The following is a 24925-nucleotide window of genomic DNA, read 5'->3' as shown; positions in this document are numbered from 1 at the left end:
AACCATGTCATATTTCCTACGGGCTTTTTCCACGCTAAGCCTGGTTTCGCTGCTCAGCGCTTGCAGCATCAACGGTAGCTACCCGGACGCCACCGAACCCGATGCCGCCAAGCTGCGGTTCATCTCCAACACCCAGAACTCCACCCTCGACTTCTTCGACGCCCAGCACTGCGCAGGCCGTACTACCGGCATGCTCAACAACTCCTTGATGACCGACACCCAGCGTCGGGTGGGCATGATCGTGCCGCCGCCGGAAAAAGCCCGTGGTTTGCTGGAGGTCAAGCTGGCGCCTGGCAAGCCGGTGTTCATGCGCATCAACACCAATGGCAGCGGCTACGTGTGCGCCAAGGCGATCAGCTTTACGCCTGAGGCGGGCAAGGAATATGAAGTGACGTTCGACGTGGCCGATGGCAGTTGCATTACCACCTTCCAACGTCTGCAGCGCTTCAACGGTAAAGACGAGCGTATTCCGCAGCCGATGATCGAAAGCCCGCTGCAAGCGTGCGCCGGCAGCACGCCGATGTTCCCCAAGCAGATTCCAGAAACGCCCAAGCGCGCTGCGTTGATCGGTTCCATCGTTGACACCAACCTGCAGTTGTTCAAGATGATGAACCCGCAAACACCTGTCGAACCGCCGTCGACACCCAAGTCGCTTGAAGAGCAGATTGCCAAGCGCAAGGCGGCAATGAGTTCGTTCACGTTGCCGGAGGCCTACTGGACCCAATATCGCCAGAACTTCACCCTGCTCAATGAAGATGCGGCGGCGCAAGAGGCGCGCACGATGGGCCTCTACAAGGAAGTGCTGCGCTACCGATTGAGCGTCACCGAAGACGCCGTGTTGGAACAATGGCTGAACCCGACGGATACCACCACGCGTGATCGTGTGGCGGAGAACGACAAAGTGATGGCCGCCTATTACATCAACACGCGCAAGTCAGTGATGGTTGAAGTGCTCAACCATCACCTGGCGCGCATGGGCCAACTGGATCAGCGCTTTGAGGTGTGTGCGCATTTCGACAAGTGCTGGCACTGATGCCTACAGCGCGTCGGCCTTGATTTCCTGGTAGCGCTTTTCCAGCTCCTGGCGGATCTGCCGGCGCTGCTGTGCCTGAACGAACCGGCGTTTGTCTTCGCTGTTCTGCGGTTGCAAAGGCGGCACGGCGGCTGGTTTGCGCTGGTCGTCCACGGCCACCATGGTGAAGAAGCAGCTGTTGGTGTGGCGCACCGAGCGTTCGCGGATGTTTTCGGTCACTACCTTGATGCCCACCTCCATCGAGGTGTTGCCGGTGTAGTTGACTGACGCGAGGAAGGTCACCAGCTCGCCGACATGGATCGGCTCGCGGAAAATCACCTGGTCCACCGACAACGTCACGACATAACGGCCGGCATAACGGCTCGCGCAGGCGTAGGCCACTTCGTCGAGGTACTTGAGCAGGGTGCCGCCGTGGACATTGCCTGAGAAGTTGGCCATATCTGGGGTCATCAATACCGTCATCGACAGCTGGGCGTTTCCGGGTTCCATAGCACACTCACGGGTTGTAGGCATTGGTTGGGGGGCACCTCTGCGGGTGCTGGAATCTTTGCTGCGCCTTCCTTAACGGGACGCCGGTGGTCGGCTTGCCGTCACGCGTGTACCGATCTGTTTCCATATATTGCACCGGCTTTCTGCCGGAAGTCGCGGTGTTAACCTTCAAAAGCCCATCTCAGGGCATTTCTTACGATCAAGGCAGACTTTTCCTTTCGCCCTTTGCGACATTTCAAAGGCGCGGGCGGAAGTGGGAAAAGCGCCAGTACCCTCAAGGAGCCCCTCGCCATGCACGCCATCAGCTTTATCCAGGACCTGGCCGTGATCATGCTGGTGGCAGGGGTTGTCACCATCCTGTTTCACCGCCTCAAGCAGCCGGTGGTGCTGGGCTACATCGTCGCCGGGTTCATCATCGGCCCGCACACCCCGCCGTTCGGCTTGATCCACGACGAAGACACCATCAAGACCCTCGCCGAGCTGGGGGTGATCTTCCTGATGTTCTGCCTGGGCCTGGAGTTCAGCCTGCGCAAGCTGTTCAAGGTCGGCGCCACAGCCTTCATCGCGGCTTTCCTGGAAATCATCCTGATGATCTGGATCGGCTACGAAATCGGCCGCTGGTTCGACTGGAACACCATGGACTCGTTGTTCCTCGGCGCGATCCTGGCGATTTCCTCCACCACCATCATCGTCAAGGCACTCAATGACCTGAAGATGAAAAACCAGCGCTTCGCCCAGCTGATTTTCGGCGTGCTGATCGTCGAAGACATCCTCGGCATCGGCATCATCGCCTTGCTGTCGAGCATTGCCGTCAGCGGCACGGTCAGCTCCGGCGAAGTGTTTTCCACGGTCGGCAAGCTATCGCTGTTCATGATCGTCGCGCTGGTCATCGGCATTTTGCTGGTGCCACGCTTGCTGGCTTATGTGGCCAAGTTCGAAAGCAACGAGATGCTGCTGATCACCGTACTGGGCCTGTGTTTCGGTTTCTGCCTGCTGGTGGTCAAGCTGGAGTACAGCATGGTGCTGGGCGCATTCCTGATCGGCGCGATCATGGCCGAATCCCGTCAGTTGATTAAGATCGAGCGCCTGATCGAGCCGGTTCGCGACATGTTCAGCGCCATCTTCTTCGTGGCCATCGGCTTGATGATCGACCCGCAGATCCTGCTGCAATACGCCTGGCCGATTGCGGTGATCACCGTGGCGGTGGTGTTGGGCAAGATGCTTTCCTGTGGCCTGGGGGCGTTTATCGCCGGCAATGACGGCCGTACCTCACTGCGCGTGGGCATGGGGCTGTCACAGATTGGCGAGTTTTCCTTCATCATCGCGGCGTTGGGGATGACGTTGCAGGTGACCAGTGACTTCCTTTACCCAGTCGCCGTGGCGGTTTCAGCCATTACCACACTGCTCACGCCCTATCTGATTCGCGGTGCCGACCCATTGTCCTTGAAGATCGCGGCGATCATGCCGCAGCGAATGAGCCGGGTGTTCGGCATGTACGGCGAATGGCTGCGCAGTATCCAGCCTCAAGGTGAAGGCGCAATGCTGGCGTCGATGATCCGCAAGATCATCCTGCAAGTCGGGGTGAACCTGGCGCTGGTGGTGGCGATCTTCTTCGCCGGCAGCTTTTTCGCGGCGCGTATCGGTGGGTATCTGGAAGGCTGGATCAGCGATCCGAGCTGGCAGAAGGCATTGATCTGGGGCGGGGCGTTGTTGTTGTCGCTGCCCTTCCTGATTGCGGCGTATCGCAAACTCAAGGCGCTGTCGATGCTGTTGGCGGAGATGAGCGTGAAGCCCGAAATGGCCGGGCGGCATACCCAGCGCGTACGGCGGGTGATTGCAGAGCTGATCCCGATCCTGTCGCTGCTGGTGATCTTCCTGCTATTGGCAGCCTTGTCGGCCAGTATTCTGCCGACCAACAAGTTGCTGGTGCTCATTGCCGTGGTCACGGCGGCGGTGGCGGCCGTGCTCTGGCGGTGGTTCATCCGCGTGCATACGCGGATGCAGGTCGCCTTGCTGGAGACGCTGGACAACCACAAGGATACGCCCGAGCACTAAGCGCCTGGGTGTGGGCTCAGCTTTCCAGCCAGACGTCCCGCGCCCAGTGCCACACCGATTCCCAGGTTTCTTCGGTCACGAGTTCTTCTTCGCCGGACCACAGCACCACGGTGCCGTCTTCTTCAACGCAGTAGTAGTCGTCACCGTCCTGGCAGATCGGGATCATGCTGCGATCAACACCCGCATCCCAGGCATTGGCAGCCACGTCGGGCAAGTAGGTATGGGATTGCGGGTCGGTAACGGTCACCGGCTCCAGGCTGCCGTACACCACATCGCTGACGGTCAGCAGAAACTCACGGAAGACAAACGGGATATCGATGAACAGTTGTTCCTCGATTTCCACCAGTTGGTCTTCGTCAGGCAGCTCCAAAGGAACCGGGACCGGTTCGTTGGCTTCACGCAATTGTTCGATGATTTCTTCCACGGCCGGGATCCTCTTGCTAGATGGCGCGGTTTATAGGGGCGTTTTATACAGTAGCTCGCTATAAGTGCAACCGTGAAATAGAAAACCCCGGACAAGTCCGGGGTTTTTTGTAACTGCTTGCTCAAGCGTGCAGGGATCAGCCGTTCTGGCGGATACCGGCGACCAGCCAAGGCTGGTTGTCGCCTTGTGGACGTTCCATGTTCCAGCTTTCGCTGAACACTTCGCCCTGGTCGAAACGCGAGGTCTTCGACACACCGCTGAAGGTCAGGGTGGCGATGGTCTTGTCGGCGCGATCATCCACACCGTCCAACTGCACGCGCAGGTCGTCGATGTAAGTCGACTGGAATGCATCGCCAATCTCGGCGCGTTCGCGCTTGAGGAACTCCAGCAGTTGCGGGGTCACGAACTCGGCGATCTTGTCCATTTCGTTGGCGTCCCAGTGCTGCTGCAGGGACTGGAAGTGGCTGCGGGCCGCTTCGACGAAACGCTCTTCGTTGAACCAGGCCGGCGCGTTGATCACCGGGCGGGCTGCAGCAGGGGCTGCCGAACCGCCGAAGATCGAGCCCATGGCTGGTTTTTGCTCGAACACTTCACGCTGCATCGGCGCGCCGGCTGGAGCCAGGTGCTCCTGCTGCTTGCGGCGACGGGCGGCGATAAAGCGGAAGATCACAAAGGCGATGACCGCCAGGATCAGCATGTCGAAGATCTGCATGCCCTGGAAGCCGCCACCCATGAACATGGAAGCGAGCAGGCCACCGGCAGCGATACCGGCCAGAGGGCCCAACCAGCGCGAAGCACCGCCGGCCTTGGCAGCGGCGCCGGCAGCACCGGCTGCGCCTGCGGTCGCGGCTGCACCGCCCATGCCACCGGCGGATGGAGCCATTTGGCTGGTCTGGTGAGTCGGTGCCGCACCGGAACTTTTGCCGCCACCGAAGCGTTTGGCGTTGGCGTCGATGCTCATCGTCAGGCCGATGCACAACGCCATGGCGATGCTAAGAAAACGTTTCATAAAGGGAATTCCCATTTGTGGATTGCACGCGCGCCATGTTGCACAGGTGGAGTGACACTGGCTAGCGACATAATGTTTCGGGCTTTTGCGTAGGACCGATTCAGAATGGTCTGTAGGACTTATTACAGATATTGGCCCGCGCCTGTTAAAAACAAGGGCGGGCCAGTCACCTTCATGTAGGCAAATGTTTCAGACGGCTTCGAGCTTCGCGTAGCCCATCATCAGCCACTTGCTGCCTTCGGCGAAGTTCACCTGCACCCGGGCCTGTGCACCAGCGCCTTCGAAGTTGAGGATCACGCCTTCGCCGAACACCGAATGCCTGACCTGCTGGCCAAGGCTGAACTGGGTTTCCGGAATCTCGGAACCCGCGAACATACTGCTGGAGTTCTGCTGCTGCCCGCCGCCGAACGGGCGACTGACGCTGTTGGACAAGCGCACTTCCTGGATCAGGCCCTTCGGTACTTCACGTACGAAGCGCGACACCTTGTTGTAGGTCTCGCTGCCGTACAGGCGTCGGGTCTCGGCGTAGGTCATCACCAGGTTCTGCATGGCGCGCGTGATGCCCACGTAGGCCAGACGGCGTTCTTCCTCAAGACGGCCGGGTTCTTCCAGGCTCATCTTGTGCGGGAACAGGCCTTCTTCCATGCCCACCAGGAACACGTACGGGAATTCCAGGCCCTTGGCGCTGTGCAAGGTCATCAGCTGGATACTGTCTTCATGCTCATCCGCCTGGGTATCGCCGGCTTCCAGCGACGCATGGCCGAGGAAAGCAGCCAGCGGCGTCAGCTCTTCATCTTCCTCGGTGTTTTCGAAGGCACGGGCAGCGCTTACCAGTTCCTCAAGGTTTTCTACCCGGGCCTGGCCTTTCTCGCCTTTTTCCGCCTCGTGGTAGGCGATCAGCCCGGACTGTTCGATCACCGTCTGGGTCATCAGGTGCAATGGCATTTCCGCGCACTTGGCTGCCAGGTTCTCGATCAGCTCGACAAACACACCCAAAGCGCCGGCTGCGCGGCCGGTCAGGCCTTTATTGACGATGAGCAAGCGCATGGCTTCCCACATCGACACATCGGCATGACGTGCGTGGTCGCGAATCGCTTCGACGGTTTTCTCGCCGATGCCACGCGCCGGGATGTTGATCACCCGCTCCAGCGCCGCATCGTTGCCGCGACCTTCCAGCAAACGCAGGTAGGCCATGGCGTTCTTGATTTCGGCGCGCTCGAAGAAGCGCTGGCCGCCATAGATGCGATACGGGATGCGTTCGCGCAGCAAGGCTTCTTCCAATACCCGCGATTGGGCGTTGGAGCGGTACAGGATGGCGATATCGCTGCGCGCCAGGCCGGTTTTCAGCGCGCTTTCGATGGTTTCCACCACGTAGCGTGCTTCATCGTGCTCATTGAAGGCAGCGTACAGGTTGATCGCCTCGCCTTCGCCGCCGTCGGTCCACAGCTCTTTGCCCAGGCGCCCGGTGTTGTTGGCGATCAAGGCGTTGGCGGCCTTGAGGATCCCGGCGGTGGAGCGGTAGTTCTGTTCCAGGCGGATGGTCACCGCGTCCGGGAAGTCTTCGGAATACTGGTAGATGTTCTCGATTTTCGCGCCACGCCAGCCGTAGATCGACTGGTCGTCGTCGCCCACTACCATCAGGCTGTCGCCGCCTTTGGCCAGCAGGCGCAACCAGGCGTACTGCACGGCGTTGGTGTCCTGGAACTCGTCCACCAGGATGTGGCGGAAGCGTTTCTGGTAATGGGCCAACAGGCCTGGGTTGTCGCGCCACAGGTCGAGGGCGCGCAGCAGCAGCTCGGAGAAGTCGATGACCCCGGCGCGTGCACAGGCGGCCTCGTAGGCTTCATAGATGCTGCGCATGGTCGCCAGGAACAAATCGCCGCTGGCCTGGATATGTTGCGGGCGCAGGCCTTCGTCTTTCTGGCCGTTGATGAACCATTGCGCCTGGCGCGCCGGCCAACGCTGTTCATCCAGGCCCAGCTCGCGGATCACGCGCTTGACCAGGCGTTGCTGGTCATCGCTGTCGAGGATCTGGAAGGTCTGGGCCAAACCCGCCTCCTGCCAGTGCGCCCGCAGCAGGCGGTGCGCCAGGCCGTGGAAGGTGCCGACCCACATGCCGGCCGGGCTGATGCCCATCAACTGCTCGATGCGGTGGCGCATCTCGGCAGCGGCCTTGTTGGTGAAGGTCACCGACAGGATGGAATGCGGGGACGCGTTTTCGACCTGGATCAACCAGGCGATACGGTGCACCAGCACTCGGGTTTTACCGGAGCCAGCACCGGCCAGGACCAACTGACGGCCAACGGGGGCTGCTACGGCCTGGCGTTGGGCATCGTTGAGGGAGTTCAGCAAAAGGGAGAGATCATCGCGCATCGGCGCATTCTAGGGTGCCCGGGGGAGTGGGGCAAATACCAATGCCGGGTGGTCGACGGAAAACCGCCAGGGTGATGACCGGTCGGTCAATGGCCACAGCCCGCGCCGCGTCTCGCTCAAGCCGTCTGGCCCGGAAGTTTGCGCTGTACGACCGTGCAGTTTTTATGACGCAGAGCAGTTTGGCCCAGGCGCTTGCTTGTGTATGCTCCGTCGACGTTTCGGGCTCACCATTATAAGAACACTGCCTATGATCCTCAGCACCGACCTGCTCGGCCCCTCGACGGCACCCGCGCAGGTTCTTCGCAAACACTACGCCACGGAGATGGCGGTCGAGCGCACGCGCCTGCTGTATCAGGGCTCGCTGCTGCCGACCCTGTTGATGCTGGTCAATGGCCTGGTCTGCGCCTGGCTGTTGTGGAACCCCCAGCAATACCTGCTGGACAGCATCTGGCTGGTCTGGCTGCTGGCCCTGGTGGCGATGCGCGTGATCCAGGTGGCGGCGTTCGACTCGGCCATGCCCAGTCGCCAGGCCCAGCCGGTGTGGCGGCGGATGTTCATGCTCGGCTCGGCCGTCAGCGGCCTGACGCTGGCCACGGCCGCCATCGCGCTGGTGCCGGTCGACAGCTTCATGCAACAAGCCTGGGTGTTCGGCCTGATCGGCGCAGCGACGCTCTCGGCCAGCGTGGCCTATGCCGTGAGCCTGCCAGCGTTTTTGTCGTTTGCCTTGCCGTGCCTGGTGCCGGCCATCCTCTACCTGTTCTGGACCGGCGACCCGCAGCAGCGCGGTTGGGGCGTGCTTGGCCTGATCCTGCTGGCGTCCTTGAGCCTGGTGGCGTGGCAGGTCAATCGCCTGATCCAACGCGGGCTGCTGCGCCGTTTTCAGAACCAGGCGTTGATCGAGCATCTGCAGCAGGCGCAACAGCGCAGCGAGCAACTCAATCAGGAGCTGGTGCGCGAAGTGGAACAACGTCGTCAGGTCGAGCAAGAGCTGCGCGAAGCCCAGATCGGCCTGCAAGACCGCGTGGCCCAACGCAGCCAGGAACTGGACGCCGCCAGCCTGGCCCTGAATAAAAGCGAAGCGCGCCTGGCCATGGCGCTGCAAGCCAGTGAGTTGGGCCTGTGGGACTGGAACCTGCAAACCGACGAAGTCCATCACACCCAGCTCAAGGAGTTGTTCGGCCTGGAGCCGGAATACGTCACGGCGATGCTCAGCCACCTCAAGCCACGCCTGCATCCTGAAGATTTGCCGCTGCTCAAGCGTGCCTTGGTGGAGCACCTCAAGGGCCGCAGCGAGGACTACCTGGTGGAATACCGCGTGCGCCATGGCGATGGGCACTGGGTGTGGATCGAAGACCGTGGCCGCGCCGTGGAGCGCGGGCCCAGTGGACGGGTCACGCGCATGCTCGGCACGCGGCGTGATATCAGCGCCGGCAAGGCCCTGGAAGAACAGCAGCGCTTGGCCTCGACCGTATTCGAGGCCGCCAGCGAAGGCATCGTGATCCTTGACCCGGACTACAAGCTGATTGCCGTCAATCAGGCGTTCAGCCGTGTCACCGGCTTTGAAACCGACGATATGATCGGCCGCAATGTGGTCGAACTGCCCAGCAGCCGCGATGCCCGCCGTCACTTCCCGGTGATCCGCCAGGCGTTGCTCAGCCACGGCACTTGGCAGGGTGAGCTGGTGGAAACGCGCAAGAACGGTGAGCTGTACCCGCAGTGGCTGCAATTGAATGTTGTGCGTGATATCCGGGGAAAAGTCAGCCATATCGTGGGCTTCTTCGCTGATCTATCGGCGCGGCGTGAGTCGGAAGAGCGCATGCGCTACCTCACCCATTACGACGAGCTGACCGGCCTGGCCAACCGCTCGCTGTTCCGCGAAAGGCTGCGCGAGGCCCATCAGCGGGTCCGCCAGGGTGGGCGCAGCCTGGCGTTGCTGCACATCAACCTCGACCGCTTCAAATTGCTCAATGACAGCCTTGGCCATGAAGTCGCCGACCAGTTGCTGCAAAAAATGGCGCGCCGCCTGATCAATGCGTTACCTGAGGCTGACACCATCGCGCGTCTGTCCGGCGACGAATTCGCCGTGCTGTTCGACGCCTACGGCAACCTGTCGAGCCTGGCGCGGGTCGCCACGCGGTTGCTGGCCAAACTGCGGGTGCCGGTGACGGTGGACGGGCATGAGCTGGTTGTGAGTGCCTCGATCGGCGTCAGCCTGCTGCCGGACAATGCGCGGGAAATTTCTGCATTGGTCAGCCAATCCAACATGGCCATGCAACATGCCAAGCACCTGGGCGGCAATAACTTTCAGTTCTACACCGACAGCCTGCAAGCCAGCACCCTGGAGCGTTTGCAGCTGGAAAACCATCTGCGCAAGGCCATCGAAGAGCGCCAGCTCACGGTGTTCTACCAACCCAAGCTGTGCCTGGCCACCGGCAAGCTGAATGCCGCCGAAGCGTTGATCCGCTGGGACCATCCGCAGTGGGGCATGGTGCCGCCGGGGGACTTTATCGGTCTGGCCGAAGAGACCGGCCTGATCGTGCCGCTCGGCGAATTCGTGCTGCGCGAGGCCTGCTGGCAGGCGTGTGAATGGCAACGCCAAGGTCTGGCGCCAATCCGGGTGTCGGTGAACCTGTCCGTGCATCAACTGCGACAGGGCAAGCTGGTCAGCCTGGTGCGCCAGGTGCTCGAAGAAACCGGGCTGGACCCGCAATACCTGGAGCTGGAGCTGACCGAAAGCCAATTGCTCGACAGCGTCGAACACATCATCGCGACCTTCCAGCAACTGCGTGACCTGGGCGTGAAGCTGGCGATCGACGATTTCGGCACCGGTTATTCGTCCCTCAGCTATCTCAAGCGCATTCCCGTGGACTACGTGAAGATCGACCAGACTTTCATCCGTGGGCTGGGCCAGGGGCGTGAAGACGCCGCTATCACCCGCGCGATTATCGCCATGGCCCATGGGCTGGCGCTCAAGGTAGTGGCCGAAGGCGTGGAAGATCAGCAGCAGTTGGACTTCCTGCGCGGTGAGCGTTGTGATGAGGTACAGGGCTACTTGATCAGTCGGCCGATGCAGGCCGAAGGGCTGGCAGAATTGTTACGGAAAAATGCAGATTATCCCTAGTGATACCTGGGACGCCCCTGTGGCTACAACTTGGCCGCCCTTAGATTCAAAGGGGAGCAGGGCGATTTAGTGATGCGTCGGACGGGCAAAACGACAATTCTTGTAGTATAACTACAAGCTTGCTACATCCCTGGCCCTGCCCATAACAAGAGTCCTGCCCTTTGAACCTGTTGCAACATATCGCCCAGTCGCGCCACCTGTTACGCAAATCGGAACTCAAGGTTGCCGATCACGTGCTGCTTGACCCTGCGGCTGTGATGCACAGTTCCATGGCCGACCTGGCGCACAGCGTGGGCATCAGCGAGCCGACCATCGTGCGCTTCTGCCGCGCCATCGGTTGTTCCGGGTTCCAGGACTTGAAACTCAAGTTGGCGCAAAGCCTGGCCGCCGGTGCCAGCTTCGGCCAATTCGCGATCCATGAAGACGACTCCGTCGCCGACTACAGCCTGAAGATCTTCGACACCACCCTGCATACCCTGATGGAAGTGCGCGAGAAGCTCGACCCGGTGGAGTTGCAAAAGGCCGTGACGGCCATGTCCCAGGCCCAGCGTGTCGAGTTCTATGGCTTTGGTGCTTCGGGCGCGGTGGCGGCCGATGCCCAGCACAAATTCTTCCGTCTGCTGCTCACTGCCGCGGCCTACAGCGACCCGCACATGCAGGCCATGTCGGCGGTGACCTTGAAACCTACGGATGTGGCGATCTGCATTTCCCAGTCGGGCCGCTCCAAAGACTTGCTGATTACCGCCAACCTGGTGCGTGAAAGCGGCGCTTCGCTGATTACCCTGTGCCCGAGCCAGACGCCGTTGGCGGAACTGTCCACGGTCAACCTGGCAATCGATGTGCACGAAGACACCGAGATCTACACGCCGCTGACTTCGCGCATCGCCCACCTGGTGGTGATCGACGTGCTGGCGATGGGCGTTGCCATGGCGCGCGGGCCGAGCCTGGTCAACCACCTCAAGAGCGTGAAGCGCAGCTTGCGCAGCCTGCGGTTGTCGCCCAAGTCCGTCAAAGCATTGGATGATTGATCAAAGTTTCATCAGTTTGTAATCCCCGCGCCGCCAAACCGTCATCGCCCAGGGCCATCCTGAACTCCCCGTACTCGCATTGGGAGACTCCAAATGGCCCGGCCCTACGAAGACAGCAACAGCTCCGTCAAAACCCGTCGTCAGCAGGAAGACCAGCGCCGCATGGCGTTCCGTCGCGCAATCGAAGACCGTTGCGAGGAGCGCCAGCTGCTCCAGAGCATCAGTGACTACCCGGAACTCCACTGGCAGGCACCCGCGGCTGCCCAGCGAAACGCTCAGCCAGCGCGCTGATTTGCACCCGTTCGCTGCGGATAAAGCCCAGGAACGCATGGGCCACCGGTGACAGGCGCTTGGCTTTGGCTTGCACCAGGCACCAACTGCGGTACAGCGGCAGCTCTTCCACCGGCAGCTCCTTGAGCCCGCCGGTGGCCAGCTCCATGTTGACCGCGTGACGCGTCAGCAGCGCCACGCCCAACCCCGCGCAGACACATTCGCGCTGCGCCTCGGCCGAGGCCACTTCCACCGTCTGGGTGAAGTGCACGCGTTTTTCCTTGAAATACTCCTCGCACGCCAGTCGCGTACCGGAACCCGGTTCGCGCAGCAGCAGCGTGTAGGGTTCCAGGTCCTGTAGGCGCAGCGGCCCTTGCAGGCTCAGCGGGTGATCGGGTGGCGCCACGGCGACGATCGGGTTGTTGAGGAACGGCAGGAATTCCAGGCCCATGTCCTGGGGCACCATGGACATGATCACCAAGTCATCGCGGTTGTCCGAAAGCCGGCGAATCACCTGGGCGCGGTTCACCACCGTGAGGTGCAATTGCACCTCGGGATGTTGGCGCTTGAAGGCGGCAAACAGGTGTGGCACGAAGTATTTTGCGCTGGATTCAATCGCCAGCTTCAACTGGCCTTGCAGCGAACCCTGCATGTCCGACAGCTGCATATCGAGGTTTTCCAGGCGCCCGAAGATATCGCGGCTGGCTCGCTGTAAGGCTTCGGCGGCCTCGGTCATGTAGAGCTTTTTGCCCACGTAATCGAACAGCGGTTGGCCGATCAGCTCTTCCAGCTGGCGAATTTGTAGGCTAACGGCCGGTTGTGTGAGGGACATTTCCTCGGCAGCACGGCTGTAGGAGCGCAAATCGCACACTTCATTGAAGATCTGCAATTGACGCAATGTCATACGCATCAATGACTTACGCATTTTTAGCATGCTCCCGCGAAACCTGATGACCTCAACTATAAGTCTTTACTTATGCACGACCCAATAATTATTGATTTTTGTTAATCCCTCGGCGGGCTTAGTGTGTGTCTCGCGACTGTCATGAAACATTTGGTCACGCGCCGACCCGGCTCCAGCGGGTCGAAGAACGCAGCAATCGGCTCAAGGGAATTTCCAAGTGATAAAAAAGATCCTGATCGCCAACCGTGGTGAAATTGCCGTACGCATCGTGCGTGCCTGCGCCGAGATGGGCATTCGCTCGGTCGCGGTCTACTCCGACGCCGACCGTCACGCGTTGCACGTCAAGCGTGCCGACGAAGCCCACAGCATTGGCGCCGAGCCCCTGGCTGGCTACCTGAACCCGCGCAAGCTGGTGAACCTGGCGGTGGAAACCGGCTGTGATGCGCTGCACCCCGGCTACGGCTTTTTGTCGGAGAACGCCGAACTGGCGGATATCTGCGCCGAACGTGGTATCAAGTTCATCGGCCCGTCGGCGGAAGTGATCCGCCGCATGGGCGACAAGACCGAAGCGCGCCGCAGCATGATCAAGGCCGGTGTGCCGGTCACGCCGGGCACCGAAGGCAACGTCGCGGATATCCATGAGGCGCTCACCGAAGGCGACCGCATCGGTTATCCGGTGATGCTCAAGGCCACTTCGGGTGGCGGCGGCCGTGGTATCCGCCGCTGCAACAGCCGCGAAGAACTTGAACAAGCCTTCCCCCGCGTTATCTCCGAAGCCACCAAGGCCTTCGGTTCGGCGGAAGTGTTCCTGGAAAAATGCATCGTCAATCCCAAGCACATCGAGGCGCAGATCCTCGGTGACAGCTTTGGGAACGTGGTGCATCTGTTCGAGCGCGATTGCTCGATCCAGCGTCGTAACCAGAAGCTCATCGAAATCGCTCCAAGCCCGCAACTGACGCCGGAACAGCGCGCCTACATCGGCGACCTGTCGGTACGCGCCGCCAAGGCGGTGGGCTACGAGAACGCCGGCACCGTGGAGTTCCTGCTCGCCGAGGGCGAGGTGTACTTCATGGAGATGAACACCCGCGTGCAGGTGGAACACACCATCACCGAAGAAATCACCGGGATCGACATCGTCCGCGAACAGATCCGCATCGCCTCTGGCCTGCCGCTGTCGGTGAAACAGGAAGACATCCAGCACCGTGGTTTCGCGTTGCAGTTCCGCATCAACGCCGAAGACCCGAAGAACAACTTCCTGCCAAGCTTCGGCAAGATCACCCGTTACTACGCACCCGGCGGCCCCGGCGTGCGTACCGACACGGCGATCTACACCGGCTACACCATCCCGCCGTTCTACGACTCCATGTGCCTGAAACTGGTGGTGTGGGCGTTGACCTGGGAAGAAGCCATGGACCGCGGCCTGCGTGCCCTGGACGACATGCGCCTGCAAGGCGTGAAGACCACCGCCGCTTACTACCAGGAAATCCTGCGCAACCCGGAATTCCGCAGCGGCCAGTTCAACACCAGCTTCGTTGAAGCCCACCCTGAACTGACCAATTACTCGATCAAGCGCAAACCCGAAGAGCTGGCCCTGGCCATCGCCGCCGCCATCGCCGCCCACGCAGGCCTGTGAGGAATACAACAATGTCCAAGAAAATCTTTGTCACCGACACCATCCTGCGCGACGCCCACCAATCGTTGCTCGCGACCCGCATGCGCACCGACGACATGCTGCCGATCTGCGACAAGCTCGACAAAGTCGGCTACTGGTCCCTGGAAGTCTGGGGCGGCGCCACCTTTGACGCCTGCGTACGCTTCCTCAAAGAAGACCCGTGGGAGCGCCTGCGCAAGCTGCGCGCCGCGTTGCCCAACACGCGCCTGCAAATGCTGCTGCGTGGTCAGAACCTGCTGGGCTACCGCCACTACAGCGACGACGTGGTCAAGGCGTTCGTGGCCAAGGCTGCGGTGAATGGCATCGACGTGTTCCGCATCTTTGACGCGATGAACGACGTGCGTAACCTGCGCGTGGCCATCGAAGCGGTGAAAGCTGCCGGTAAACATGCCCAAGGCACTATCGCCTACACCACCAGCCCGGTGCACACCGTCGAAGCCTTCGTGGCCCAGGCCAAGCAACTGGAAGCCATGGGTTGCGACTCGATCGCAATCAAGGACATGGCCGGTCTGCTGACGCCGTACGCCACCGGCGAACTGGTCAAGGCGCTGAAGGCCGAGCAAAACCTGCCGATCTTCATTCACTCCCATGACACCGCTGGTCTGGCCGCGATGTGCCAACTCAAGGCCATCGAAAACGGTGCCGACCACATCGACACCGCCATCTCCAGCTTCGCCTGGGGCACCAGCCACCCAGGGACCGAGTCGATGGTCGCTGCCCTTAAAGGCAGCGAGTTCGACACCGGCCTGAGCCTGGAACTGCTGCAGGAAATCGGCCTGTACTTCTACGCCGTGCGTAAGAAATATCACCAGTTCGAGAGCGAATTCACCGCTGTCGACACCCGTGTGCAAGTCAATCAGGTGCCGGGCGGGATGATTTCCAACCTGGCCAACCAGTTGAAAGAGCAGGGCGCCCTCAACCGCATGAGCGAAGTGCTGGCCGAAATCCCGCGCGTGCGTGAAGACCTCGGCTTCCCACCGCTGGTCACGCCGACCTCGCAGATCGTCGGTACCCAGGCGTTCTTCAACGTGCTGGCCGGCGAGCGTTACAAGACCATCACCAACGAAGTGAAGCTCTACCTGCAAGGCGGCTACGGCAAGGCGCCGGGCACCGTGAACGAGAAGTTGCGTCGCCAAGCCATCGGCAGCGAAGAAGTGATCGACGTGCGCCCGGCTGATTTGCTCAAGCCGGAAATGACCAAGCTGCGCGGCGAAATCGGCGCATTGGCCAAGTCCGAAGAAGACGTGCTGACCTACGCCATGTTCCCGGACATCGGGCGCAAGTTTCTCGAAGAACGCGATGCCGGCACCCTGGCGCCGGAAGTGTTGCTGCCCATCCCAGAAGCCGGCGGCGTGGCCCGTGCCGGTGGTGAGGGTGTGCCGACCGAATTCGTCATCGACGTGCACGGCGAAAGCTACCGCGTGGACATCACCGGTGTCGGCGTGAAGGCTGAAGGCAAGCGTCACTTCTACCTGTCCATCGACGGCATGCCGGAAGAAGTGGTGTTCGAGCCGCTCAACGAGTTTGTCAGCGGCGGCAGCAGCAACCGCAAGCACGCCACCGCGCCGGGTCATGTCAGCACCGCGATGCCGGGCAACATCGTCGACGTGCTGGTCAAGGAAGGCGACGTGGTCAAGGCCGGCCAGGCCGTGCTGATCACCGAAGCCATGAAGATGGAAACCGAAGTGCAGGCAGCCATTGCCGGCAAGGTGACCGCCGTTCATGTGGCTAAAGGCGACCGGGTCAACCCTGGCGAAATCCTGATTGAAATCGAAGGCTGATCCAGCCTTCGACACTACCGTTTAATCCTCGGGGGGGCAGGTGCTCCCCTTTTTTTTCGCCTGTGATTTGATCAGAACTGCATCCGCCACTGGCCTATCAGGCCCTGGTTGCTGCTGTTGGAGCCATTTTCCGCGCTGTAGGTCAAGCCGACCGTGTGGTTTGTCGACAGTGCCAGATCGAGTCCTGCCTGCAGGCCCAGGCTATTGCGGTCGAGGGACGCGCCCTGAACAGTGAAGCCGTCAATGCCACTCTGGCGAAAGGACTGGCGCACCTGGCTGTCGACGTCGCCATAGAGGTGTTTCCAGCTCGTACTCAAGTGGGGCGTCAGGCTCATCTGGTTATCGAAGCGAAACACCGTGGCCAGGCGCAGGCCAAGGGTGCTGCTGAGGTTCTGCTGGGTTTGCGCCTCGACGTTCAGCGCGGCGGGCCCGCCTTGCTCCTTGAAGCTGTCACGGCTGTAGCGCTGGTAGCCGAGGCCGGCAAACGGTTCGACACTGAAGCCGTCATTGCCCAGTTGATAGCCCGCTTCGCCGAAGACATTCTGGCTGTTGGCGTTGTAGCGACCCTTTAGCGTGTCCTTGTAATTCAGGATCTCGATACCACGCAGGTTCTTCCCGGCATGACTGCTGTAGATCGCCCCCAGACGCAGCGCCAATGGGCCGTCCTGGCGCACCGCGTAACCGCCCAGGTGCCAGCTGTCCAGGTCTGCGCTGAAGCGCTGCGTGTCGAAGCGACTAGTGGATTTTGCCCCCAGTACGCCGACGCGCCAGGCGTGGTCGACCGACCAATCTGCACCCATCAAAACGCCCTGGTTGGCGGTATTCAGGCCGGCAGTGCCGCGTTGGCTATTGAGGCCACCTTCGCTGCCGAGGTTTTTCACCCAGAAGTGGCTGTCAGTGTTGGTGGGCAATTCACGCAGGGTCGAGAGCACTCGGTTGCTCAATTGCTGGGTGGTGCTTTGGGTGGCCGCCGCCAGGTTGGCGTTCTGGCTGCCGGCCAGTTGCTCAAGCGCCGCGCCGAATGCGCCGGGTTTCTGCGCGAGTTCGGCGTTGAGTTTTTCCAGGGCTTTGATCTGCTCGGAATTCAGCTTCCCTGACTCCAGCAGGCGAGTCAGCGCGGGCTCCAGCACCTTTGCCACCTGCAAGCCGTTGTAGGAAGTGGCTTGCCGAGTGAAATGGCCATCGATGGGCACACCTTCAGTTTCGGGTGAATAGGACCATTCATCATCGAGCGCGTCGTAGGGTTGATACCAATACGGCATGTACTCGATGTCGCCTCTGGCTTGGGCGAGTGGAAGGCTGGTGGCAATGGCAAGGCTGATATAGAGCGCGATTCTGCGGGGTGCTATGGGCATGACTTCCCGACCTCTTATGGATGAGGTCGGGAATTTATCGAGCTAGCCGGGGGATAACTGTCAGGGCATTGGCCGGTGATTTGCGGGAGTGGTCCTTGTTGGAGGAAGAAATAAAGCTCGGCTTGAAATACCGATATGCATTTTATTGCGGTTATGCTTCTGGAATTTTCGAGTTTATGCACTATATTGCATATTCGTCATCCGATCGCGCTCTAGAGGTGCATTAAGTTGCAGATGGAAACCCCATTCAAACTGACTGTGCAGGTATTCGAGGCCAATACCTGGCAGGACGCGATGATTCTGGAATTCCTTGAGCCGCAAAACGGCTTTGCCAGCCCATGCCGATACGGTTACGAAACCTCCTATTTGGGCAATCACTTGGAGCGTATTGAAACCCTGTTTGCCGCAGCGGTCAGCGTTCGGGTGCCGCTTACCTGGGGGCGCGAGTCTCTTAAGCACGTCCCGCCGTTCCTGTATGACATTGCTCCGGCGGGTGCCGCCAAGCGTTTTCTGCTGAGCCGCGTGGGTGCGCAGAAACCGGACAACATCGGCACGGATTTATTCTTGCTGGCACGCAGTACGCCCGCGCCCATCGGGCATATGCGTATCAAAGAGTCCGTCCTGACAGAACAGGGCCGTCCCGTCGTAGGCTTTGCACGCCAAGACGTGGTTGAGCGCGATAATCGCTTCCTCGAATACGCCTACGAGCAAGGTGCTGCCATTGGCGGCGCCACCGGGGCGGGAGGGGAAGCGCCCAAATTGCTGTTGGCTCAAGGTCGCGATGGGTTGTTGTACCCGGACGCGGTGCTGGAGGACGACCAAGTCATCCAGCACTGGTTTATCAAGTTTGCCCGTAATCACGGCCTGCAACGGGACCAGGACATACTCAGAAGCGAGTACCACTATTACAAGGCCCTGCAAGTGCTGGGGATCGAAACCGTTGCCGTCGAAGGTCTGGCATTGGAGGAGGCTTCCAAGCCGAGCCTATGGATGCATCGCTTTGATCGTGCGGTCAGTGCCCAGGGCGTGCAGCGTTTTGCAGTGGAGTCAATTTACTCGGCTGCCGGTGTCACCGCACCGGGAAGTGCCATGGATCATTTGAACGTCGTGCAACTGCTGGCTGATTTATGGAGGGCCGTCGGTCAAGGCGGGCAGCTCATCGAGCTGGTTGTCGATTACCTGCGCCGTGATCTGCTGAACAAGATCCTGGGCAACTCCGATAACCACGGGCGTAACACATCGATTATTCGGGCACGCGACGGTTTGCAGCTCGCGCCGATCTATGACCTGGCGCCAATGGTCATGGACGACGAGGGCGTCACGCGCACGACGAAATGGCCGGGCGCCTTGGAGGTCGCAGGAGACATCCATTGGCGTGGGGTATGCGACGCGCTTTCCGATGTAGTCGAGCCTGACCTGGCTTTCGAACGCCTGCGCCAGGAGGCACAACACCTGCGAGCCTTGCCGGATATTCTCGTCGCCAGTGGCCTGCCAGAGGTCACCATGAATCATCCCCGAATTGCATTGCGTGACCTGGACCGGCGATTGGCTGAATGGGGGCTAAGATGAGTCTTTCCATCGACCAGCGCGCAGAGGTCATCGAGCAGGTGGAACGAGGCTTGGCCGATGGCACGCTCGAACTGGGCGAGGCCGTGCGTCGACTGCGCACCGAAGTCACCGGCCTGCATCAAAGTCAGTTCGCCAAGATGTGCCGGATTTCCGTACGCACCTTGGTGCATATCGAGCATGGCGAGGGGAATCAGACGCTGAAGTCGCTGAACGCGGTGTTCCGCCCATTCGGATTGAGGATGGGGGTTGTAAAGATTCGTCGAGACGTGTGAAAGAACCGTTCCCACCCAGGGTGGGAACGTTCAGCCACATCAGGCCCGGCACTCTGTGAGTGTTTTCACCTGCCCATCGTTCTTCTGATTGGCCTCTGACAACCATTGCTCAAACCCCGCCCCAACTGTCGGCCATTCGGCGTCGATGATCGAGTACCACGCCGTATCGCGGTTCTGCCCCTTCACCACCATGTGCTGGCGGAACACACCCTCGAAACTGAACCCCAGGCGCTCGGCCGCGTACTTGGAGCGGGCGTTGCCGTTGTTGCACTTCCACTCCAGGCGACGATAACCCTGGTCGAACGCATGCTTGGCCAGCAAGTACACCGCCTCGGTGCTTTTCGGTGAGCGCTGCATCGGCGCACCAAAGGTGACGTGACCGATTTCGATACGGCCCTGGGCGGGAACGATAGACATCAGGCTGAGGATGCCTTGGGCCTGGCCGGTCGCGCGGTCGATCACGCTGAAAAAGTACGGGTCACTGTGGGCTGCGTGGTTGTTCAGCCAGTCATTGAACGCGCGGCGCTCGGGGAAGGGGCCGTAAGGCAAGTAGTCCCACAGCTTGGGGTCGGCGCCGGGGCCCTGGAGGGCCTGGAACAGATCATCACCATGGCGCGCCGGGTCGAGTTTTTCCAGGCGGATAAAGCGCCCTTCAAGCAGTTGCACGGTCGGCGCCGGAACGCCTTTCCAGTCGGCGAGGGAAGTGGACATGCTGCGCTCCTTAAAGACCTTTGCGAAATTGGATGAAACCCGGGCGTTCGGCGATGCGTTCGTACAGCTGGATCGCGGTGGCGTTGGTCTCGTGGGTCAGCCAGTGGACCTTGCAGCAACCGTCGGCCTTGGCGGTGGCGTAGACGAATTCGATGAGCTTGCGGCCCACGCCAGTGCCGCGTTGCGCCGGGTCCACCAGCAGGTCCTGCAGGTAGCAGGAGTTCTCGATGCTCCAGTTGGAGCGGTGGTAAATGAAGTTGACCATGCCCACCGCCTTGCCATCCTGCCACGCCAGCGCCGAGTGGGTCGGCTCATGGGCGTCGATCAGGCGCTGCCAGGTGCTTTGGCTGACCGCGTCCGGCAGCTCGGTGTTGTAGAACTTCAGGTACGCCTGCCACAGCGGCAACCACGCGGCGTGGTCGTCGGCGGTGACCTGGCGGATATCGATCGGGCTCATTCTGCAACTCCTTGGGGAATAAAGCGGGCGAGGGTCTGGTCGCGTACGTCCTGGCTGGCAGCCAATCCTTCGCGGACACCGGCGATGTCGGCTGGACTGCGGTTCTGGCTGAGTTTGCGTTTGCCGATCAGGCGCTCGATCGGTAGGGCAAAGCCGACAATGGCCTTGAGCATGCCGTCAATGTAGTCGGACGGGGCGTCGCTGACTTTCCAAGGCTGGTCACGCCCGCCTTCATGGCGGTCGGTCAGAGTGGTGACCACGCCGAGCAGACGCTCGGCATCGCTGAACACCTCGGCCTTGCCGTAGGCATGCACGGCGATGTAATTCCAGGTGGGCACGACTTTGCCGTGTTCGGCCTTGGCCGGGTAAAACGCCGGGCTGATGTAGGCCTCGGCGCCGGCAAAGATCACCAGCGCTTCGCCGCCGTTTTGCAGGTCCTTCCACTGCGGATTGGCCTTGGCCAGGTGCCCGTAGAGCGTGCCGTGGGCGCCTTCATCGGGATTGAGCAGCAGCGGCAAGTGGCTGGCTAGCAGGCCTTGCTCACCCACCGTCACCAGCTGCGCCAGGCGGGTGTGCTGGATCAGTTGCTGTAATTCGGGCAAATCTTCAAGGGCAAAGGCGCGGGGTGTGTACATGGAAATATTCCTTGGCGAATGCCTGCATCCTAGGCAGGCTAATGGTCTGTTGTAAGAGCCATCTAACGCCAATTTTATAGGTCCAATATGTCGCCCATCACGCCGCCGCTGTCGTTCAACCCCGCCGGTATCGAGCTGGATCGCCGTCAGGGGCTGACGCGCCAGCTGTATGAAGCATTGCGCCAGCGTGTACTGGATGGGCGATTGGTCAGCGGGACGCGTTTGCCTGCCAGCCGTGATCTGGCGGCGGCCCTGTCGATCTCGCGTAACAGTGTGGTGCGTGCCTACGATCAGCTGTACGCGGAAGGATTTATCGAGAGCCGGGTAGGGGACGGTACTTATGTCGCTCAGCTACCCACCGCCAAAAAACTATCCACAAAAGTATCCACAAGGTTTTCAACAGGGTTATCCCCAACCTTATCCACAAAACTGGCAAATTTGCCTGAAGATTTGGACGAAGAAGTTATCCACAGGGCCGGTTTGGCGCGGATAAAAACCAACCACCTGTCGCTGCCTCCCTCGGGGCCTCCAAGGGCCTTCCGGGTGGGCGTACCCGCGTTCGATCTGTTTCCCTTTGAAATCTGGGCCAAGCTGAACGGGGCTTTCTGGCGTAAGCCGGACCTGGAGCAACTGTGCTACGGCGACCCGGCGGGTGACAGCCGCCTACGCGGATTGATCGCCGCTTACCTGCGCAGTTCGCGGGGCATGCAATGCACCGCTGAACAAATAGTGATCACCAGTGGCGCACAGCAGGCAATCAGCCTTTGTGCACAGTTGCTGGTGGAGCCCGGCGATGGCGTGGCGGTGGAAAACCCCGGCTACCGCGCCGCAGGGCATGCCTTTGCTTTGGCTGGCGGGCAATTGCACGGGGTACCGGTGGACGGCGAGGGCATTGATTGCCAGGTGCTCAACCGCTTGCAGGATTGTCGCGTGGCGTACGTCACGCCTTCGCACCAGTATCCGATGGGCGTGGTGATGAGCCTGGCGCGGCGCCTGGAATTGCTGGCCTGGGCCGAACGCACGGAGGGCTGGATCATCGAGGACGATTACGACGGCGAGTACCGCTATACCGGCGCGCCGCTGTCGCCGCTGGCGGCCTTGGATCGCAGCGGTCGTGTGCTGTATGTCGGCACCTTCGGCAAGGTGGCTTTTCCGGCGTTGCGTCTAGGCTACCTGGTATTGCCACCGGGCCTGGTCGATGCCTTCGCCCGGCGTCGTGCGGTGGATATGCGCCACTCCGAGGTCAGCACCCAGGCGGTGATGGCCGAGTTCATGGCTGCCGGGCACTTCCAACGCCACATCCGACGCATGCGCCGTGCTGCCCTGAGTCGGCGCAATGCGTTGTTGGTCGGCTGGCCAAGCGGGCTGGAGGGGGTTGGCGAACTACCCAATGTCGCAGCCGGGCTGCATGTGACCGTTCGCGTGGACAGCCTGGCCCGCGAGCAGCAGTTGCTCGCCCAAGCCCACACGGTCGACGTCGAAATCAACGGCTTGAGCAGCTACTGGCTGTCGCAATCCACCACGCCGATGGATCAGCGCGCCGGCCTGGTACTGGGCTTCGCCGCCGTGCCAGAAGCCGATATTGCCGCAGCGCTGGCGCGGTTGCGCCAGGCCTGGCAATGCTGATCAGGTGCCCGACTTGATCTTGGTCCAGACCCGCGTCCTGGCCCGCTCTGCATCACGCCCCAGCGGCTTCAAGGTGTACAGCGTGGCCATCGCCGCCTCGGTCGGGTACAGGTTCGGGTTGTTGCGAATCGACGGATCGACTTGCTCGGTCGCATCCTTGTTAGGGTTCGGGTAGCCGACAAAATCGCTGATCGGCGCAATCACCTGAGGTTGCAGCAGGTAGTTGATAAAGGTGTAGGCGTCCTGCGGATTTTGCGCGCCCTTGGGAATGGCGAGCATGTCGAACCAGATCGGCGCACCTTCCTTGGGCAAACGCATGTCCACCGTCACGCCGTTCTTGGCTTCCTTTGCGCGATTGGCGGCCTGGGAAAAGCTGCCTGAATAGCCCACGGCCACGCAGATGTCGCCGTTGGCGATATCGGCCATGTATTTGGATGAATGGAAGTAGGTGATATAGGGCCGGATCTTCATCAACAGCGCTTCAGCCTTGACGTAGTCCTTGGGGTTGCTGCTGTTGGGGTCCAGGCTCAGGTGCTGCAAGGCCAGCGGCAGGATTTCCGATGGCGAATCGAGCAAGGCCACGCCGCATTGCTTGAGTTTGCTGATGTTCTCTTCCTTGAAGATCAAGTCCCAGCTGTCGACGGGTGCGTTGGGCCCGAGTACCGCCTTGACCTTGTCCGGGTTGAAACCGATCAGGATGGTGCCGTACATGTAGGGCACGCCAAATTTATTACCGGGGTCGTTGGCCTCGATCAGCTTCATCAGCTTGGGGTCGAGGTGGTTCCAGTTGGGCAATTGGCTGCGGTCCAGGGGCTGGAACACACCGGCTTCGATCTGCTTGGCGAGGAACACATTGGACGGCACCACCACGTCATAGCCGGAATTGCCGGTGAGCAGCTTGGCTTCCAGCGCTTCGTTGGTGTCGAAGATGTCGTACACCAGTTTGACCTTCGGGTTCTGCGCCTTGAAATCTTCCAGCGCCTTGGGCGTGATGTAGTCGAACCAGTTGTAGACCTTGAGGGTTTTTTCTTCAGCCTGGACGGCACCGCTCAAGACGGTGGCGCAGAGGGCGAGGGTGGTGAGCAGCTTCATCGGGTCGCTCCTTCTTGTTCGAAACCTTCGAGCACATTGACGGCGTTGATGCCGATTTCTTCGACGGCGTAGCCGCCTTCCATCACGAACAGCGTCGGTTTGCCCAGGCGGGCGAGGCGTTGGCCCATGGCCAGGTAATCCGGGCTGTCGAGCTTGAACTGTGAAATGGGATCGTCCTTGAACGTGTCCACGCCCAGGGACACCACGATGATGTCGGCGCCGTAGCGTTCGGTCTCTTGGCAGGCTTCTTCGAGGGCTGCACTCCACTGCTCCCAGCCGGAACCGGCCGGCAGTGGATAGTTGAAGTTGAAGCCCTCACCCGGCCCATCCCCGCGTTCATCGGCATAGCCCAGGAAAAACGGAAATTCCGCTTCCGGATGGCCGTGGATCGAAGTGAACAAGACGTCGCTGCGCTCATAAAAGATCGACTGGGTGCCGTTGCCGTGGTGGTAATCCACGTCGATGATCGCGACTTTTTTGTGGCCCTGGTCGAGAAACGCCTGCGCGGCAATGGCGGCGTTGTTGAGGTAGCAATAACCGCCCATCAAGTCGCTGGCGGCGTGGTGCCCCGGTGGCCGGCAGAGCGCGAAGGCACTGTGGGCGCCTTGCTGGATGGCCTGTTGCGCAGTGAGTGCGACTTGCGCCGCGCTGTACGCCGCTTGCCAGGTGCCGGCGGTAATCGGTGCGCCGCCGTCGAAACTGTAATAGCCGAGCTGGCCGTGCAGGCTGGTGGGCAGCACCCGGCGCAGCGTGCGGGCGGGCCAGGTGTAGGGCAGCAGGTCACCGTCCTGGCCGAACTCGGTCCAGCGGTCCCACGCACCTTTGAAGAAGTCGAGATAGTCGCGGCTGTGGATGCGTTGCAAGGGGGCCAGGCCAAAGTCCTGCGGCGCCTGCACCGGGCCGAGTTCACGGTCCTTGACGCGTTGCAACACGTGGTCGGCACGAGACGGCATTTCGAAGCAGGGCATCAGTTGCCCGTCCATCAGTTCGCAGCGTCCGTGATGCAGGTGGTGATCGTCGGAGTAGATCGTCAGCATGGGTACTCCCCG

General features: G+C 60.9%; 21 protein-coding genes. 10 read left to right on the top strand and 11 right to left on the bottom strand.

Going from position 1 to position 24925, the window contains the following annotated elements:
* Positions 1–4 precede the first annotated feature (4 nt).
* On the top strand, positions 5–1033 hold the full coding sequence (locus ACP7BX_RS09045; protein WP_426127003.1) for a hypothetical protein: 1029 nt from the start codon (positions 5–7) through the stop codon (positions 1031–1033).
* 3 nt (positions 1034–1036) lie between these two features.
* On the opposite strand, the gene ACP7BX_RS09040 is transcribed toward ACP7BX_RS09045, so the two are convergent.
* The gene (locus tag ACP7BX_RS09040) at positions 1037–1522 is read right to left on the bottom strand and encodes an acyl-CoA thioesterase (protein WP_033897247.1); all 486 of its coding nucleotides are present in this window, start codon (positions 1520–1522) and stop codon (positions 1037–1039) included.
* A gap of 291 nt (positions 1523–1813) precedes the next feature.
* Between ACP7BX_RS09040 and ACP7BX_RS09035 the strand changes: the two genes are divergently transcribed.
* Entirely contained in the window at positions 1814–3577 is a 1764-nt protein-coding gene (locus tag ACP7BX_RS09035; RefSeq protein ID WP_033897248.1) for a cation:proton antiporter, read from the top strand.
* Positions 3578–3593: 16 nt separating this feature from the next.
* Here the strand turns inward: ACP7BX_RS09035 and ACP7BX_RS09030 are convergent, their stop codons facing one another.
* The 3 genes from ACP7BX_RS09030 to uvrD all read right to left on the bottom strand — a co-directional run bounded on the left by ACP7BX_RS09030 (position 3594) and on the right by uvrD (position 7383).
* Positions 3594–4001 (bottom strand): SMI1/KNR4 family protein, encoded by a 408-nt coding sequence (locus tag ACP7BX_RS09030; RefSeq protein ID WP_017739032.1) that lies wholly within the window; start codon positions 3999–4001, stop codon positions 3594–3596.
* A 136-nt stretch (positions 4002–4137) separates the two neighbouring features.
* Positions 4138–5010 (bottom strand): Tim44 domain-containing protein, encoded by an 873-nt coding sequence (locus ACP7BX_RS09025; protein ID WP_033897249.1) that lies wholly within the window; start codon positions 5008–5010, stop codon positions 4138–4140.
* A 189-nt stretch (positions 5011–5199) separates the two neighbouring features.
* Positions 5200–7383, bottom strand: coding sequence for a DNA helicase II (gene uvrD / locus ACP7BX_RS09020; protein WP_033897250.1), 2184 nt, complete (start codon positions 7381–7383; stop codon positions 5200–5202).
* Positions 7384–7630: 247 nt separating this feature from the next.
* Between uvrD and ACP7BX_RS09015 the strand changes: the two genes are divergently transcribed.
* From ACP7BX_RS09015 to ACP7BX_RS09005, 3 genes are all read left to right on the top strand, one after another.
* Positions 7631–10504 carry an EAL domain-containing protein gene (locus ACP7BX_RS09015; RefSeq protein ID WP_426127007.1) on the top strand — a complete coding sequence of 958 codons (2874 nt, stop codon included), beginning with the start codon at positions 7631–7633 and terminating at the stop codon, positions 10502–10504.
* 161 nt (positions 10505–10665) lie between these two features.
* The gene (gene hexR, locus ACP7BX_RS09010) at positions 10666–11532 is read left to right on the top strand and encodes a transcriptional regulator HexR (protein ID WP_003177007.1); all 867 of its coding nucleotides are present in this window, start codon (positions 10666–10668) and stop codon (positions 11530–11532) included.
* 93 nt (positions 11533–11625) lie between these two features.
* Positions 11626–11823 carry a PA3496 family putative envelope integrity protein gene (locus ACP7BX_RS09005; protein WP_073860054.1) on the top strand — a complete coding sequence of 66 codons (198 nt, stop codon included), beginning with the start codon at positions 11626–11628 and terminating at the stop codon, positions 11821–11823.
* Here the strand turns inward: ACP7BX_RS09005 and ACP7BX_RS09000 are convergent.
* Positions 11753–12727 (bottom strand): LysR family transcriptional regulator, encoded by a 975-nt coding sequence (locus ACP7BX_RS09000; protein ID WP_033897252.1) that lies wholly within the window; start codon positions 12725–12727, stop codon positions 11753–11755. The two genes, ACP7BX_RS09005 and ACP7BX_RS09000, sit on opposite strands and share 71 nt — an antisense overlap.
* 196 nt (positions 12728–12923) lie before the next feature.
* Between ACP7BX_RS09000 and ACP7BX_RS08995 the strand changes: the two genes are divergently transcribed.
* Positions 12924–14339 carry an acetyl-CoA carboxylase biotin carboxylase subunit gene (locus tag ACP7BX_RS08995; RefSeq protein ID WP_016978663.1) on the top strand — a complete coding sequence of 472 codons (1416 nt, stop codon included), beginning with the start codon at positions 12924–12926 and terminating at the stop codon, positions 14337–14339.
* An 11-nt stretch (positions 14340–14350) separates the two neighbouring features.
* Positions 14351–16159 carry a sodium-extruding oxaloacetate decarboxylase subunit alpha gene (oadA, locus tag ACP7BX_RS08990; protein WP_177058418.1) on the top strand — a complete coding sequence of 603 codons (1809 nt, stop codon included), beginning with the start codon at positions 14351–14353 and terminating at the stop codon, positions 16157–16159.
* Positions 16160–16230: 71 nt separating this feature from the next.
* Here the strand turns inward: oadA and ACP7BX_RS08985 are convergent, their stop codons facing one another.
* Positions 16231–17514 (bottom strand): autotransporter outer membrane beta-barrel domain-containing protein, encoded by a 1284-nt coding sequence (locus ACP7BX_RS08985; protein WP_426127010.1) that lies wholly within the window; start codon positions 17512–17514, stop codon positions 16231–16233.
* Positions 17515–17748: 234 nt separating this feature from the next.
* Between ACP7BX_RS08985 and ACP7BX_RS08980 the strand changes: the two genes are divergently transcribed.
* Both ACP7BX_RS08980 and ACP7BX_RS08975 read left to right on the top strand, forming a co-directional pair.
* On the top strand, positions 17749–19083 hold the full coding sequence (locus ACP7BX_RS08980) for a type II toxin-antitoxin system HipA family toxin (RefSeq protein WP_426127012.1): 1335 nt from the start codon (positions 17749–17751) through the stop codon (positions 19081–19083).
* Entirely contained in the window at positions 19080–19355 is a 276-nt protein-coding gene (locus tag ACP7BX_RS08975; protein WP_177110939.1) for a helix-turn-helix domain-containing protein, read from the top strand. The genes ACP7BX_RS08980 and ACP7BX_RS08975 overlap by 4 nt, the downstream gene beginning before the upstream one ends.
* 39 nt (positions 19356–19394) lie before the next feature.
* Here the strand turns inward: ACP7BX_RS08975 and ACP7BX_RS08970 are convergent, their stop codons facing one another.
* From ACP7BX_RS08970 to ACP7BX_RS08960, 3 genes are read right to left on the bottom strand one after another with little or no spacing between them, the layout of a single operon-like run.
* Positions 19395–20066 carry a GNAT family N-acetyltransferase gene (locus tag ACP7BX_RS08970; RefSeq protein WP_426127014.1) on the bottom strand — a complete coding sequence of 224 codons (672 nt, stop codon included), beginning with the start codon at positions 20064–20066 and terminating at the stop codon, positions 19395–19397.
* Positions 20067–20076: 10 nt separating this feature from the next.
* The gene (locus ACP7BX_RS08965; RefSeq protein ID WP_314527043.1) at positions 20077–20523 is read right to left on the bottom strand and encodes a GNAT family N-acetyltransferase; all 447 of its coding nucleotides are present in this window, start codon (positions 20521–20523) and stop codon (positions 20077–20079) included.
* Positions 20520–21158: an FMN-binding negative transcriptional regulator gene (locus tag ACP7BX_RS08960; RefSeq protein WP_426127017.1), complete on the bottom strand. Its 639-nt coding sequence runs from the start codon at positions 21156–21158 to the stop codon at positions 20520–20522. Before ACP7BX_RS08960 ends, ACP7BX_RS08965 begins: the two co-directional genes overlap by 4 nt.
* Before the next feature lie 87 nt (positions 21159–21245).
* Here ACP7BX_RS08960 and ACP7BX_RS08955 point away from each other — a divergent pair, with 87 nt between their 5' ends.
* The gene (locus ACP7BX_RS08955) at positions 21246–22784 is read left to right on the top strand and encodes a PLP-dependent aminotransferase family protein (RefSeq protein ID WP_426127019.1); all 1539 of its coding nucleotides are present in this window, start codon (positions 21246–21248) and stop codon (positions 22782–22784) included.
* Here the strand turns inward: ACP7BX_RS08955 and ACP7BX_RS08950 are convergent, their stop codons facing one another.
* Both ACP7BX_RS08950 and ACP7BX_RS08945 read right to left on the bottom strand, forming a co-directional pair.
* Complete coding sequence (locus ACP7BX_RS08950; RefSeq protein ID WP_426127021.1) at positions 22785–23876, bottom strand: polyamine ABC transporter substrate-binding protein; 1092 nt, start codon at positions 23874–23876, stop codon at positions 22785–22787.
* On the bottom strand, positions 23873–24913 hold the full coding sequence (locus tag ACP7BX_RS08945) for a histone deacetylase family protein (protein WP_426127023.1): 1041 nt from the start codon (positions 24911–24913) through the stop codon (positions 23873–23875). The genes ACP7BX_RS08950 and ACP7BX_RS08945 overlap by 4 nt, the downstream gene beginning before the upstream one ends.
* Positions 24914–24925: the final 12 nt, after the last annotated feature.

Source organism: Pseudomonas sp. DWP3-1-3b3, from assembly GCF_049896305.1.
GTDB classification, from domain to species: Bacteria; Pseudomonadota; Gammaproteobacteria; order Pseudomonadales; family Pseudomonadaceae; genus Aquipseudomonas; species Aquipseudomonas azotoformans_A.
The sequence above is the reverse complement of the archived record's forward strand: the minus strand, read 5'-3'. Positions and strand labels throughout refer to the sequence as shown.

What these genes read in the sequence shown, in the direction of transcription:
- ACP7BX_RS09045 (WP_426127003.1), top strand. Translation starts at nt 5, where the DNA reads ATGTCATATTTCCTACGGGCTTTTTCCACGCTAAGCCTGGTTTCGCTG.
- ACP7BX_RS09040 (WP_033897247.1), bottom strand. Translation starts at nt 1,522, where the DNA reads ATGGAACCCGGAAACGCCCAGCTGTCGATGACGGTATTGATGACCCCA.
- ACP7BX_RS09035 (WP_033897248.1), top strand. Translation starts at nt 1,814, where the DNA reads ATGCACGCCATCAGCTTTATCCAGGACCTGGCCGTGATCATGCTGGTG.
- ACP7BX_RS09025 (WP_033897249.1), bottom strand. Translation starts at nt 5,010, where the DNA reads ATGAAACGTTTTCTTAGCATCGCCATGGCGTTGTGCATCGGCCTGACG.
- uvrD (WP_033897250.1), bottom strand. Translation starts at nt 7,383, where the DNA reads ATGCGCGATGATCTCTCCCTTTTGCTGAACTCCCTCAACGATGCCCAA.
- ACP7BX_RS09015 (WP_426127007.1), top strand. Translation starts at nt 7,631, where the DNA reads ATGATCCTCAGCACCGACCTGCTCGGCCCCTCGACGGCACCCGCGCAG.
- ACP7BX_RS09005 (WP_073860054.1), top strand. Translation starts at nt 11,626, where the DNA reads ATGGCCCGGCCCTACGAAGACAGCAACAGCTCCGTCAAAACCCGTCGT.
- ACP7BX_RS09000 (WP_033897252.1), bottom strand. Translation starts at nt 12,727, where the DNA reads ATGCGTAAGTCATTGATGCGTATGACATTGCGTCAATTGCAGATCTTC.
- oadA (WP_177058418.1), top strand. Translation starts at nt 14,351, where the DNA reads ATGTCCAAGAAAATCTTTGTCACCGACACCATCCTGCGCGACGCCCAC.
- ACP7BX_RS08985 (WP_426127010.1), bottom strand. Translation starts at nt 17,514, where the DNA reads ATGCCCATAGCACCCCGCAGAATCGCGCTCTATATCAGCCTTGCCATT.
- ACP7BX_RS08980 (WP_426127012.1), top strand. Translation starts at nt 17,749, where the DNA reads ATGGAAACCCCATTCAAACTGACTGTGCAGGTATTCGAGGCCAATACC.
- ACP7BX_RS08975 (WP_177110939.1), top strand. Translation starts at nt 19,080, where the DNA reads ATGAGTCTTTCCATCGACCAGCGCGCAGAGGTCATCGAGCAGGTGGAA.
- ACP7BX_RS08970 (WP_426127014.1), bottom strand. Translation starts at nt 20,066, where the DNA reads ATGTCCACTTCCCTCGCCGACTGGAAAGGCGTTCCGGCGCCGACCGTG.
- ACP7BX_RS08965 (WP_314527043.1), bottom strand. Translation starts at nt 20,523, where the DNA reads ATGAGCCCGATCGATATCCGCCAGGTCACCGCCGACGACCACGCCGCG.
- ACP7BX_RS08960 (WP_426127017.1), bottom strand. Translation starts at nt 21,158, where the DNA reads ATGTACACACCCCGCGCCTTTGCCCTTGAAGATTTGCCCGAATTACAG.
- ACP7BX_RS08955 (WP_426127019.1), top strand. Translation starts at nt 21,246, where the DNA reads ATGTCGCCCATCACGCCGCCGCTGTCGTTCAACCCCGCCGGTATCGAG.
- ACP7BX_RS08950 (WP_426127021.1), bottom strand. Translation starts at nt 23,876, where the DNA reads ATGAAGCTGCTCACCACCCTCGCCCTCTGCGCCACCGTCTTGAGCGGT.
- ACP7BX_RS08945 (WP_426127023.1), bottom strand. Translation starts at nt 24,913, where the DNA reads ATGCTGACGATCTACTCCGACGATCACCACCTGCATCACGGACGCTGC.